At 41.5% G+C, this 12218-nt stretch carries 12 protein-coding genes and 1 riboswitch; of the genes, 9 read left to right on the top strand and 3 right to left on the bottom strand.

From position 1 onward, the window contains the following. Positions 1–84: 84 nt before the first annotated feature. From PROVRUST_RS11745 to tehB, 3 genes are all read left to right on the top strand, one after another. The gene (locus tag PROVRUST_RS11745) at positions 85–858 is read left to right on the top strand and encodes a hypothetical protein (RefSeq protein WP_039855153.1); all 774 of its coding nucleotides are present in this window, start codon (positions 85–87) and stop codon (positions 856–858) included. Between the two features lie 179 nt (positions 859–1037). Next, positions 1038–2117, top strand: coding sequence for a linear amide C-N hydrolase (locus tag PROVRUST_RS11740; protein WP_039855150.1), 1080 nt, complete (start codon positions 1038–1040; stop codon positions 2115–2117). A gap of 112 nt (positions 2118–2229) precedes the next feature. Then, the gene (gene tehB, locus PROVRUST_RS11735; protein ID WP_006815043.1) at positions 2230–3117 is read left to right on the top strand and encodes an SAM-dependent methyltransferase TehB; all 888 of its coding nucleotides are present in this window, start codon (positions 2230–2232) and stop codon (positions 3115–3117) included. A gap of 43 nt (positions 3118–3160) precedes the next feature. On the opposite strand, the gene clcA is transcribed toward tehB, so the two are convergent. Next, positions 3161–4549, bottom strand: coding sequence for a H(+)/Cl(-) exchange transporter ClcA (clcA, locus tag PROVRUST_RS11730; protein WP_006815042.1), 1389 nt, complete (start codon positions 4547–4549; stop codon positions 3161–3163). A 257-nt stretch (positions 4550–4806) separates the two neighbouring features. Here clcA and hcp point away from each other — a divergent pair, with 257 nt between their 5' ends. The 3 genes from hcp to PROVRUST_RS11715 all read left to right on the top strand — a co-directional run bounded on the left by hcp (position 4807) and on the right by PROVRUST_RS11715 (position 9129). Further along, positions 4807–6459: a hydroxylamine reductase gene (gene hcp / locus PROVRUST_RS11725; RefSeq protein WP_006815041.1), complete on the top strand. Its 1653-nt coding sequence runs from the start codon at positions 4807–4809 to the stop codon at positions 6457–6459. 46 nt (positions 6460–6505) lie between these two features. Beyond that, positions 6506–7510 carry an NADH oxidoreductase gene (gene hcr / locus PROVRUST_RS11720; RefSeq protein ID WP_039855148.1) on the top strand — a complete coding sequence of 335 codons (1005 nt, stop codon included), beginning with the start codon at positions 6506–6508 and terminating at the stop codon, positions 7508–7510. 301 nt (positions 7511–7811) lie between these two features. Beyond that, positions 7812–7984: riboswitch (M-box (ykoK) riboswitch) on the top strand. Between the two features lie 128 nt (positions 7985–8112). Beyond that, the gene (locus tag PROVRUST_RS11715) at positions 8113–9129 is read left to right on the top strand and encodes a magnesium transporter (RefSeq protein WP_223844831.1); all 1017 of its coding nucleotides are present in this window, start codon (positions 8113–8115) and stop codon (positions 9127–9129) included. Positions 9130–9160: 31 nt separating this feature from the next. Here the strand turns inward: PROVRUST_RS11715 and PROVRUST_RS11710 are convergent, their stop codons facing one another. Continuing rightward, on the bottom strand, positions 9161–9688 hold the full coding sequence (locus PROVRUST_RS11710) for a SprT family zinc-dependent metalloprotease (protein ID WP_006815038.1): 528 nt from the start codon (positions 9686–9688) through the stop codon (positions 9161–9163). A 104-nt stretch (positions 9689–9792) separates the two neighbouring features. Between PROVRUST_RS11710 and PROVRUST_RS11705 the strand changes: the two genes are divergently transcribed. The 3 genes from PROVRUST_RS11705 to PROVRUST_RS11695 are packed head-to-tail and all read left to right on the top strand — an operon-like array spanning position 9793 to position 10983. Then, positions 9793–10134, top strand: coding sequence for an ArsR/SmtB family transcription factor (locus PROVRUST_RS11705; RefSeq protein ID WP_006815037.1), 342 nt, complete (start codon positions 9793–9795; stop codon positions 10132–10134). Continuing rightward, positions 10124–10561, top strand: a complete 438-nt coding sequence (locus tag PROVRUST_RS11700; RefSeq protein WP_006815036.1) for a YeeE/YedE family protein — start codon at positions 10124–10126, stop codon at positions 10559–10561. The genes PROVRUST_RS11705 and PROVRUST_RS11700 overlap by 11 nt, the downstream gene beginning before the upstream one ends. 5 nt (positions 10562–10566) lie before the next feature. Continuing rightward, complete coding sequence (locus PROVRUST_RS11695) at positions 10567–10983, top strand: DUF6691 family protein (protein ID WP_006815035.1); 417 nt, start codon at positions 10567–10569, stop codon at positions 10981–10983. Between the two features lie 78 nt (positions 10984–11061). Here PROVRUST_RS11695 and PROVRUST_RS11690 read toward each other — a convergent pair whose 3' ends face one another. Beyond that, positions 11062–12180, bottom strand: a complete 1119-nt coding sequence (locus PROVRUST_RS11690) for a Fic family protein (protein ID WP_006815034.1) — start codon at positions 12178–12180, stop codon at positions 11062–11064. Positions 12181–12218: the final 38 nt, after the last annotated feature.

Raw genomic sequence — 12218 nt, 5'->3', positions numbered from 1 at the left:
CATTCCCTCAAGCAGGCAAAATAGACTAAGATTATTTATACCTGAGTTTCAGTATTTGTTTTATCGTTAAAAGGCAGGGTCATTTTGAATACAAACAGTCCACGTAAAACCGCATTGGTGATTAGCATCATTTTTATTGGCTTTGCCCTTGGTTTCTATTGGTTAAGCAAAGACAACAATGTGCTATCAACGGAAAGCAATAGTGCGATTCATTCAGAAGCGATTGCTCAAGTTGAGAAGGAACTGCCGATCCTTGTGACGATTAAGAAAATAAGCCCAGTGACCTATCAAAATTTTGAAAGCTTAATGTCACAATATGACCCCGCTAATGAAGAATTACGTCGTCAGTTATTAGATTTGATTATTAGCCAATCGATGAAGTTAGTGGTTGAGCGCATGCCTTATGCTTCTGATGAGACTGTGGTTAATTTTACGGCAAAAGTAAATGACAACTTGAAAGCCTTGTTAGCCGAAGATCCAACAGGAAAAGTCTGTTTTAACGCGTTGTTCCCTCAATTAAGGGATTCCGCTGATATTATTCCGCCACAAAAAAGTCAAAATGTACTACTAAAACAAATCAGTGCTATTAATGCACTGTTAATTTCAGGAGAAGCAGGTGTTAAGCAGCCAGTACTCTCTAAGGCTGAATATCAACAGATACTCTCCGACTTAAGAACGCAGTTAGTGACAAAATATGGTAATGACGTTAGCATATTGACAAACTTAGAAGCGGGTAAAAAATCACCTGCCACGGTATGCCAGATATCGATTAGTCTATATGATGAAGCGCTTGGGATACCTGATAACGCTAAAAAAGCTGCCTTATTGCGCACTTGGTTCTCTTCTGCAAATAATTAGCGATTAATTGCCGTATTATGCGAATTGAGAGGATTAGCCGGTTTTGTTAATCCTCATTGCGTTTTATTTCATGGTCTACACACACATAACAAACCGAACATCTTATACTGAATATAAGGTTCGGTTGTTCATTCATGTCGTTTAGCTACGCTATCAATTCCACACCTTTTGGAGGCAAGATGCGATTTGTGAAGAAAAGCATTGTCACACTGTTAACTATCGCTGCTATTTATGTTCCTACCATGGTTTCTCAGGCTTGTACCCGTGTTGTTTATCTCGGTGAAAATAATCAAATTATGACCGGCAGAACGATGGATTGGAAATATGATATTGGCACTAACTTATGGATCTTCCCTCGCGGGATGGATAGAGACGGTGTAGCTGGCGCTAACTCCCTCAAATGGAAATCTAAATATGGTAGTGTGATTGCATCTGGCTACGATATTTCAACGACTGATGGTATCAATGAAAAAGGTTTAGTGGCGAATTTATTATGGCTTGCTGAATCCAAATACCCAGAGCTGGATGATAAGCAGCCTGCTATTTCGCTCTCATTATGGGCGCAATATATGCTGGATAATTATGCCAGTGTTGCTGAGGCTGTGACTGCATTAGAACAACATCCATTTATTGTCGCGACAGATAATGTACCCGGCCAAAACCGTTTAGCGGCATTGCATTTATCCCTTTCTGACCCGAGTGGTGATAGCGCAATAGTTGAATATATTGATGGCAAACAAGTTATCCACCACAGCCGTAAATATCAAGTGATGACCAATTCGCCAGCCTATGAAAAGCAGTTAGCAATGCAAGAATATTGGCAAGGAATTGGTGGCACGGTCATGTTACCGGGGACTAACCGCTCAGCAGATCGATTTGCGCGGGCACAATTTTATGTGAATGCCATTCCCCAAAGTACGACACCGAATAAAGCGGTCGCCAGTGTTTTTGGTGTAATCCGTAATGTCTCTGTCCCTTATGGTCTGACATCTGAAGAATCTCCTGAAATTTCCTCTACCCGTTGGCGTACATTAGTTGACCATAAACGTCAGCTCTATTTCTTTGAATCAGCACTAACACCAAATGTTTTCTGGACAGATTTAAAGAAAATAGATTTTTCTAGTGAAACCGGCAAAGTGAAAAAACTTGATTTAGGTGAAGAGCAAAGCCACATCTATTCTGGGGATGCAACAGCCCAGTATGTTGATTCAAAACCTTTTGAGTTTTTAGGGCTTAGCGCCAAACAACTCGGTTATTAATCTTTCGTATTTGGCCTCCCGTTAACCGGGAGGTTGATTAATATCAATCACTCTGTAACCAATTCATGAAAGCTTTGCACTCTGAGTAAGTAAGTTATAAGATGTATTTAAAATGCAACTTAATGGTGACTGTATGACTGAATTAGTGTGCTATAAAACAATGCCAGTATGGGACAAAGCTTCTGTTCCATTGATGTTCCAAGACCGCCACAACACCAAAGAAGATACTTTTGCACAATTGAATGTACTTGAAGGTTCGTTAGATTTTATTATTTTTGGCGATGATGGTAGCGAACAAAAGTTTACTTTTGATACTGAAAATCAACCACCGGTGATTGAACCTCAAGTTTGGCATCGTATTGCAGGTTGCAGCGATGACATGCGCTGTCAGTTGTCATTTTTATGCCGTCCAGAACTGGCATTCTATAAAAAATATGACCTCAGTATGCCGCACTCTGAAGTGCGTTACCTCTGTGAAAATAATCTCGCAAAACCCTGTAAAACATTAGATCTAGGTTCTGGTCGTGGTCGCAATAGTTTTTATCTTGCTCAGCAAGGTTATGACGTTACTGCGGTGGATATTAATCAGAATCATATTCAAGCCATTGAGACAGTGAAAAAAGATTCAGGTATTGAAAATATTCATACTGCGCTCTATGACATCAACAGCCACCAGATTCAAGGTGACTATGATTTGATCATTTCTACCGTTGTATTGATGTTCTTACAGCGAGAAAAAATTAGCGATATCATCACTGATATGCAAGCACATACGTTAAGCGGTGGGATTAATGTTGTGGTTTGTGCGGTAGAAACACCAGATGCTCCGTTAGATATGGTGCCATTCAAGTGCTTCTTGAAGCCAGACGAGTTGAAGCAGTATTACCATGATTGGGAAATTCTTAAATACAATGAAAATCCGGGACATTTACATAGAACGGACGCCCAAGGTAATCGAATCAAACTCAACTTTGCGACATTGATTGCTAAGAAGAAATAGATAAGTTTTGATTAATGGGTTGCAAAAGCAACCCATTTTTTTGCTATTGACTTGTGTTTTCAGCCTGCTTCTGGCTGCGCTCTAGGGACTTTTCTAATAATACGGAATACAGCGGTCTTCCCCCTAAGAGCTGTGCCACTATTGTCGCGCCAATACAGGTTATAATCATCGGTAGGATTAATTGGTAATTATCCGTCATCTCAAGGACTAGAACGATCCCGGTCAGTGGTGCACGAACGGTAGCGGCAAATAACGCTCCCATTCCTGCAATCGCAAAGGTTCCAATTTCAATTTGGTATTGTGGAAATAGCTCAAGAACCCCATAACCATAAATTCCACCAAATAGCGTGCCTAATGCCAGTAATGGCGAGAAGATCCCCCCCGGTGCGCCAGAACTAAAACTGATGGTGGTGGTTAAAAAACGCAGGGCAAAAAATACCATTAACATGGTGATTGTGAAGCTATTCGCCATCATCTGATGAATAACGGAATAACCGCCACCGACAATTTCTGGCGCGAATACACCAATGGCTCCACAACTACCACCAATCAACCCTCCCATCAGAACAAAGCGAGAAACTTTGTTTTGATAGAACGCGAGAAATAAGCTTTGTAGGTAAAGTAAAAAACGGTTAAAGCCGATCCCGACCACACCAAATAGCATCCCTAAAATTAAATAGAGCCAAAGTGTATCCATTGGGGCAGATGAAAACTGCCCAATATTTAATACTACGCCTTCCCCATTGATTAAGCGAAATACAATGGTGGCAGTAACGGCGCCAATAAATACCGCTTTGATAGAAATTAAGCTGTATTTAAATTGGGGGCGCATCTCTTCGATGATAAATAAAATTCCGGCGAGAGGGGCGTTAAAGGCTGTCGAGAGACCCGCAGCTGCACCTGTCGCCAGTAAGGTATGGCGAGATTCATTATCTTTAAGGCGAAAGAGATCGTAAAACATTTGGCTAATATTTGCCCCCAGCTGTACGGTTGGACCTTCGCGCCCAAGCACCATTCCAGAGCCTAATGTGCCTAATCCGCCAATAAATTTCACCGGGATCACTCGCCACCAGCGTACAGGGCGTAAATCCTGTAAAGCACCTTCAATTTCGGGTATCCCAGAACCTCCCGCTTCAGGGGAAAAGCGTTTTACTAAGTAATACCCCATCATGGCTAACAGTGCAGAAACCACAAACATGGCGGCAATAATTAACCATTTATTGGTGACATACTGGTTAACGGAAGAGATCCGCAGACTGCTCACCCATTCGGTACCAAGCATAAACAACGAGCCAATCAACCCGACGACAGCTCCGATAATGGCCGCTAAGAAAAGAACTTTAACAGGGGTTTTATCAGACTCTTTCAGCTTACGAAGAAGCTGGAAGAGACGGTGATTATTGGATTGATGATTGGAATTATCTTGGGTCATCGCTTTTCGATTCTCTTTAAGTGATTTTATAACAATAACTTATCTAGACAGTATATCAATACTGCATTGAAACCCTAGTTAAAATTTGTGCTGAGTAGGTAGATATAGCTATTTTACAATATTGAATAATTCTTATTTATAGTGAAAGTTAATGTAGATCAACAAACCATCAGATAGCGATTTAAGATGCTTTTCTATTCCTATAAAAGGGGTAATCTTAATGTTGTATATGAAATGCAACTTAAAGAGGTTTTCCCATGTATTGTGTGCAATGTGAACAAACAATAAAAACTCCAGCGGCTAATGGCTGCGCATACGCGCAAGGTATGTGCGGTAAAACAGCGGAAACATCAGACTTACAAGATTTATTAGTTGCGGTGCTACAAAGCTTATCAGCAAGTGCCGTAGTTGCTCGTGAATTAGGTATTATTGACCATGATGTTGATAGTTTTGCCCCGCGCGCTTTCTTCTCTACATTAACTAACGTTAACTTCGATTCAGAACGCATTATTGGTTATGCCCGTGAAGCCATTTACCTGCGTGATAAATTAGTTAAACATTGCCTATCTGTGAATAGTGCAGTGGCATTTAATCACCCACTGATCAATCTTCAGCTAGAAGGGAAAGATATCCCTACGCTGCAAAAACAAGCAGAAAAATTTGCGTTAAATATTGATAAAGCTGAAATTGGCGAAGATATTCACGGCTTACGCATGCTGTGCCTGTATGGCTTAAAAGGTGCAGCGGCCTATATGGAACATGCCCATGTTCTTGGTCAGTATGACAATGATGTTTATGGCCAATACCATGAAATCATGGCGTGGCTAGGTACATTACCCGCTGATATGAATGAGCTGCTCGACAATGCGATGGCCATTGGCTTAATGAATTTTAAGATCATGGAAATCCTTGATGCGGGTGAAACAGGCGAGTTTGGTCATCCCGTCCCTACTGAAGTGAACGTTCGCCCAGTTGCGGGCAAATGTATCCTAATTTCAGGTCATGATTTACAAGATTTAAAAATGTTGTTAGAGCAGACCGAAGGTACAGGCATCAATATCTATACCCATGGTGAAATGCTGCCAGCACATGGTTACCCAGAATTGAAAAAATATGCACATTTAGTGGGTAACTACGGTAGTGGCTGGCAAAACCAGCAAGTAGAATTCGCTAAATTCCCTGGGCCTGTTTTAATGACCTCTAACTGCATCATTGACCCAGATGTTGGCGAGTATAAAGCTAGAATTTGGACTCGTAGCATTGTTGGCTGGCCGGGGGTTAAACACTTAGAAGAAGATGATTTCTCTGAGATGATTGCTCAAGCACAGGAAATGTCCGGTTTCCCATACACTGAAATTGAACACAAAATCACGGTTGGTTTTGGTCGCCAAACTTTATTAGGTGCAGCGGATGCCGTGATTGATTTAGTGGCACAGAAAAAATTGCGCCATGTTTTCTTAGTCGGGGGTTGTGATGGTAGCCGTGGCGAACGCAGTTACTACACTGATTTCGCGCGTAGCGTGCCAGAAGATTGCCTGATCCTGACTTTAGCTTGCGGTAAATACCGTTTCAATAAATTGGACTTCGGTACTTTAGAAGGTTTACCACGCTTATTGGATGTAGGCCAGTGTAACGATGCTTACTCTGCCATTATGTTAGCCGTGAACTTATCTGAGAAATTAGGCTGTGGCATTAATGATTTACCATTGAGTTTGATCCTTTCTTGGTTCGAACAAAAAGCGATTGTGATCTTGCTAACGTTGTTGGCTTTGGGTGTCAAAAATATTTACACCGGACCAACTGCGCCTGGTTTCTTAACTGAGAACTTATTAAATGTTCTGAATGAGAAGTTTGGTATGCGCAGTATCACGACTGTTGAACAAGATTTGGCAGAAATCTTACCTGCTTAATGATAAGGACAGGGGGAGTACTTTCCCCCTAGAAAGGAGTAAAGCCATGACGATGCCAACGAGCTTGTGCCCAAACAGAATGCAAATCCATTCTATCGTACAAGAAACCTCGGATGTTTGGACAATCAACCTCATCAACCACGATTTTTATTCTTATTCTCCGGGGCAGTATGCATTGGTGAGTATTAAAAATAGTGATGAAGTGATGCGAGCCTATACCTTGTCTTCTTCACCAGGACAAAGCCGTTTTATTTCTATTACCGTGAGACGGTTGGAAGATGGAACGGGTTCAAGTTGGTTAACCCAAGAGGTTAAACCGGGGGACTATTTGTGGCTGTCTGAGGCGCAAGGGGAGTTCACCTGTGCCAATGTAAAAAGTAGCCAGTATCTGATGCTTGCCGCAGGTTGCGGAGTGACACCGATTATGTCGATGACTCGCTGGTTGATGGCAAACCGCCCCGAAACCCATGTCAAAGTGTTGTTTAATGTTCGTGATGACAAGCAAGTGATTTTTGCTGAAGAGTGGCAGCAGCTAGCTCAACGTTATCCGCAACGTCTACAACTGTGCATTATGGCTGAAACGCCAGATAATGGCGGAGTGGCTCAAGGGCGTCTTAGCAAAGAAAAATTGCAAGAATTAGTTCCAGATGTGGCTTCTCGGGTTGTTATGACCTGTGGTCCGATACCGTACATGAAGAATGTTCAACAGTTTGCAACTGAGCTGGGTGTACCTTCAGATCATTTCTTTATGGAGCGTTTCTCTGTCGGCGGGGATGAGGCGGTGAGTGAAGATGTTCTCACCCTGAAAATTCGTCATCGTTTGGTGAATTTTAGTGTCCCAGTAGGAACCTCGTTATTGTCCGCATTAGAGCAAAACAAGCAGCCCGTTATTGCTGCTTGCCGTGCAGGAGTCTGTGGGAGTTGTAAAACCAAAGTACTTTCTGGGAACTACACGACGTCTAGCACCATGACACTAACGGCTGAAGAAATTGCTTCAGGATATGTATTGGCATGCAGTTGCCAGTTACAAGGCGATACTGAAATCGCGTAATAACTAATTATTTTTAAAGCTGCCTTATTTTTAAATAAATAAGGCAGCTTTTTTTTTCATAAAAAATAAATTGTTTTTTTTAAATATTTATTTTTATTTAATTAGTTACTTAGGTGACTAATATTTCAAGCATCATGATTAATATAACTTTCTATTAAAGTTACAATTGGTTACACGGAGAATTTTTAATATACATTAACTTAAACAAAGCCTAAACGAGCTGGAGGCTATTAAAAAAACAAAGTATTTAGAGGGTGGCAATTAATCATCCAGTGGGTATAATTCGCGCCGCATCCAAAGTGCAGTAACTCGTTAGGCGAGGCTCCTATACAAACATAGGTTACTGATCTGACGACGTCTAGAGACGCCCAAGATCAGGACAGGATATATCGACCGAAGGTATATCCCCATGTAACTTCCTGCTTTATTCAGGATACGTTGTATAGTGCTAAAACCGAGACGAAGAGATAGCGAACGCATTCTCTCATCTGGTTTCGCCCCTATGTGAGTACTGTTTGAGTAACCAACAGTAACTAGGGACCAAAAAAATGACATTATCTACCCAGAACAAAGCGGGTACTGTAGCTATTGCTCAGTCCGCAATGAAAAACGCACGTCAAAAATCACCTCAAACACAACCGACTAAAATTGATGATTCAACTGTTCAAGCTTATATGAGTCAATCATATTTGCCGGTTTCAGTTGCGGATTCTGTGGCATGTGTGAAGAAAAGTCTTATTGAACATCTCGATGGTGAACAAATTCCAACGTATTTATTTGTGGTTGATAGCGACAATTATTTAAATGGAATTCTGTCCGTTAAATCATTACTTTCAGCAGCTGAAGATTTATTAGTGTCGGATATTATGCGACACAATTATTTTTCTGTTTCCCCAGAGCAATCTCGCCATGATGTTTATGATTTAATTAATCATAGCGGCTTGGATATGATCCCTGTGGTGCAATTTGGCAAATTAATGGGTGTTTTACGCCCACAAGATATTGCTGAACTGATTGAAGATGAAAATACCCTCGATGCTCAACTGCAAGGGGCAACAACACCACTTGAAGAACCGTATTTAGAGACCAGCCCAGTAACTTTATGGCGCAAGCGCGTGGTATGGTTATTGATGTTGTTTGTCGCAGAAGCGTATACGGGAACAGTTTTAAAAGCATTTGAAGAACAATTGGAAGCGGCGATTGCTCTGGCATTCTTCATTCCATTACTCATCGGAACCGGCGGAAACAGCGGAACTCAGATTACCTCAACTCTTGTGAGAGCAATGGCGCTGGGGGAAGTGAGCTTACGTAATATCGGTGCGGTACTGAAAAAAGAAGTGTCTACATCATTTTTAGTGGCTATCACCATTGGTGGTGCGGCCTTGATCCGAGCTTGGATCTTGGGCGTTGGCTATGAAGTTACCATTGTCGTGAGCTTGACGATTGTGGCGATTACCGTGTGGAGTGCGATTGTTTCTTCAATTATTCCGATGGTATTACAAAAATTAAAAGTGGATCCTGCGGTGGTTTCTGCACCTTTTATTGCCACTTTCATTGATGGTACTGGACTGATTATTTACTTTGAAATCGCTAAATTAGTGATGACGGAGTTCGCTTAAGTTCAGCCCCATCTTCTGATACGGCAGGGAATTAACTCTCTGCCGTTGACGTAATTTCCCGCCTTAAAATTTCCCCACACCGACGACATAAATACTGATTTTCCCCTCTTTGTACTTTATTGTGGCGCCTTATAGTCAACTCATGAGTGACATTACAGCCACATAAATAAGTGAATGTTTGGCTTTTTACACTCGCCACTGCAAAGTTATGGGTACGTTTGGCTGGCACCTCCAGCACATGCTGCATCATCCATTTCCATTCGTTGCCATGGGGCGCAATCCCTTTGCGGCCAAAAACCTGATAAACCAGCAAATGAGCAAGTTCATGAGGGATCACTTCATCCACAAAATCATCGGGATTCTCAATTAACAATGTGGGATTAACGCGAATTTCCCAATCTTTTAGGTAGGCGCTACCCGCGGTAGTTCCCCGTTGTTTATAGTTGATGGTTGGCTCTGGAAATGATTGTTCCAGTTTTTGTTCTGCTAAAGCCAGCTTTTCTCTAAGGGTTTTCATCACCCGTTGCTGTAGCAAAATAGGGACGCGAATGGTTTTCATAAGCTAAAGAATACGCGATGACAGGTAATTCAAACAAGCAATAATTGACATATAATATATCAAAATATATATTGTTTTTAAATATAATAATACTAGAAGTGAATATGATGAAGGAACCAACTTCAGAACAACTGCTTTTAGCAATGACCCAAGCGGCAACGCAGACGGCGTCATTATTAAAAACATTGGGGAATCCAGATCGGTTGTTATTACTGTGCCAGTTGACTCAAGGAGAAGCCTGTGTGAGTGATTTAGAAATTTCACTTGGCATCCAGCAGCCAACGTTATCACAACAATTAACAGTATTGCGTAATGAAGGGCTAGTCGTCACTCGTCGAGAAGGTAAACGAATTTACTATTCTATCGCTGATGAGAAATTATTCATTTTGCTCAATACGTTGTATCAGCTCTATTGTCCTATAAAGGGGAAGTCAGATGACAATTGATTGGGCGAATTTCACGCCATGGTCAGCGGCAATTGGCGGTGTATTGATTGGATTAGCAGCAGCAATATTGCTTATTTTCAATGGTCGCATTGCCGGAATTAGTGGAATATTGGCGGGTATTCTGAAACCGGCAAAAGGGGATACGGCATGGAAGGTGGCATTTATCCTCGGAATTATGGTATCTCCACTATTGTTCACTTTGTTCGTTTATATCCCTGAAGTGGTTATTACAACAGGAACGCCGTTACTGATTGTGGCGGGATTACTCGTTGGTTTTGGTACTCGATTGGGAGGGGGATGTACCAGTGGTCATGGGATCTGTGGAATGGCACGATTTTCCCGTCGTTCTATTGTCGCAGTGGTGATTTTTATGCTGGTAGCATTTGCCACTGTAGCAGTGATCAATCATTTTGGTTTAAGGGGATAACCACGATGCCTATTATTATTGCGTTGTTATCGGGTCTCTTATTTGGATTTGGTTTGCTCCTTGCAGGTATGGGAAATCCGGCGAAAATTCTCGCCTTTTTAGATGTAACCGGTAACTGGGATCCATCCTTATTGGTAACCATGGCTGTGGCGATGGTGATTAGCGGTATTGCTTACCAGTGTGTTAAGAAGCGCCCAGCGAGCTTACTAAACTGCCCATTACAGATCCCAACCAGCAAAGTCATCACCAATAAATTAGTGATTGGCAGTGTGCTGTTTGGTCTTGGTTGGGGATTAGCGGGTATTTGTCCAGGGCCTGCAATTTTATTGACAGGAATGGGTTTAACTCAAGGAATCCTGTTTACCTTGGCGATGATAGCAGGGATGGCAATTTTCCAGTTATTACCCCGTTCTGAAAAGTAATCACTTTCGATGAGTCAATTAATAAACTTATTCTACCCAAAATATGAGGCGAATAAGAAGGCAATTGACTCATTATATCTAACACCATGAACCAGTAAATAGAGGTTCTTGGCTTAATCGGTAGCGGGTACTACGTCCTCCACCTATGCCTTCCTCTAGAAAACCTTGCTGAACAAGCTCAGTTAAATGGCGAGTGGCACTGGAGCGGCTCACTTTTCCGACCGCCATATATTGTCGATTATTGATCCCTTCGGCGAAGTCACCATCAAGCATTCTATTGAGTACTTTTAACTGTTCAGGGCGTAATATCCGTTGGTCAAAGCGATTCCAATATTTAGTTTTTTCAATGGTTAATTGAATTTGCTGTAACGTATCATTGATTGCTTGATGTAACGTATTGATAAACCATACTAACCATTGAGTTAGGTCGGTATCCCCGCGTTGAGATTGCTCTAGTATTTGATAATATTCTTTTTTACGCTCATTAATACTTTGAGATATGGCATACAGTCGTACTGTGCTTCTTTCCGCTTGGGCTAAAGCTAAATCCATAATCAAACGCCCAATTCGACCATTACCATCGTCAAATGGATGTATGGTTAGAAACCATAAATGAGCAATTCCTGCACGTATAATGGGATCTAATAAAGAATCATGTTTGCTGTGATTAAACCAAGATAAAAATTGCTCAATATCTTGTGGAACTTGGGCTGCTGGAGGTGCTTCAAAGTGAATAATAGGTTTGTCTAGTCGACCGGAAACAACCTGTATAGCGCTATGTCTAAAGCACCCTACCGTAATTTTATGGAACAGACTGTCATTTGATGGGAATAGTAAATTATGCCATTTGCAAAGTCGTTCAGCAGTTAACGGTTCATCGAGGTTATTAATGGCATCTAATGCCGACTCAACTAATCCCTCTGTTTTTTGATCTGTTGGAAAGGGCATTTCATCAGAGATACCTAAATGGTTGGCAAGTGAAGAGCGTACGGAACGAGCATCAAGTTTTTCGCCTTCAATATCACTGGAATAAATGATATTCGCGAGAATTTTATCCAACACCTGTTGGCGTATGTCAAACGTATCACATCGCCCATTAAGTTTACCTTGCAGGAAGACAACATTTCGCAATAACGGCTGTAATTGTGATGAGTCATAAGTAAAATTAGGCCAGTCAGGTTGTTCCCAGATCCACATTGCGCACTCCGATGAAGTGAATATTCAATCTATTCTAC

Source organism: Providencia rustigianii DSM 4541 (genome assembly GCF_000156395.1).
Taxonomy (GTDB): domain Bacteria; phylum Pseudomonadota; class Gammaproteobacteria; order Enterobacterales; family Enterobacteriaceae; genus Providencia; species Providencia rustigianii.
Note: the sequence above shows the minus strand (reverse complement) of the source record. Positions and strands in the feature narration are given on the sequence as shown.

What these genes read in the sequence shown, in the direction of transcription:
- PROVRUST_RS11740 (WP_039855150.1), top strand. Translation starts at nt 1,038, where the DNA reads ATGCGATTTGTGAAGAAAAGCATTGTCACACTGTTAACTATCGCTGCT.
- tehB (WP_006815043.1), top strand. Translation starts at nt 2,230, where the DNA reads ATGCAACTTAATGGTGACTGTATGACTGAATTAGTGTGCTATAAAACA.
- clcA (WP_006815042.1), bottom strand. Translation starts at nt 4,549, where the DNA reads ATGACCCAAGATAATTCCAATCATCAATCCAATAATCACCGTCTCTTC.
- hcp (WP_006815041.1), top strand. Translation starts at nt 4,807, where the DNA reads ATGTATTGTGTGCAATGTGAACAAACAATAAAAACTCCAGCGGCTAAT.
- hcr (WP_039855148.1), top strand. Translation starts at nt 6,506, where the DNA reads ATGACGATGCCAACGAGCTTGTGCCCAAACAGAATGCAAATCCATTCT.
- PROVRUST_RS11715 (WP_223844831.1), top strand. Translation starts at nt 8,113, where the DNA reads ATGAAAAACGCACGTCAAAAATCACCTCAAACACAACCGACTAAAATT.
- PROVRUST_RS11710 (WP_006815038.1), bottom strand. Translation starts at nt 9,688, where the DNA reads ATGAAAACCATTCGCGTCCCTATTTTGCTACAGCAACGGGTGATGAAA.
- PROVRUST_RS11705 (WP_006815037.1), top strand. Translation starts at nt 9,793, where the DNA reads ATGATGAAGGAACCAACTTCAGAACAACTGCTTTTAGCAATGACCCAA.
- PROVRUST_RS11700 (WP_006815036.1), top strand. Translation starts at nt 10,124, where the DNA reads ATGACAATTGATTGGGCGAATTTCACGCCATGGTCAGCGGCAATTGGC.
- PROVRUST_RS11695 (WP_006815035.1), top strand. Translation starts at nt 10,567, where the DNA reads ATGCCTATTATTATTGCGTTGTTATCGGGTCTCTTATTTGGATTTGGT.
- PROVRUST_RS11690 (WP_006815034.1), bottom strand. Translation starts at nt 12,180, where the DNA reads ATGTGGATCTGGGAACAACCTGACTGGCCTAATTTTACTTATGACTCA.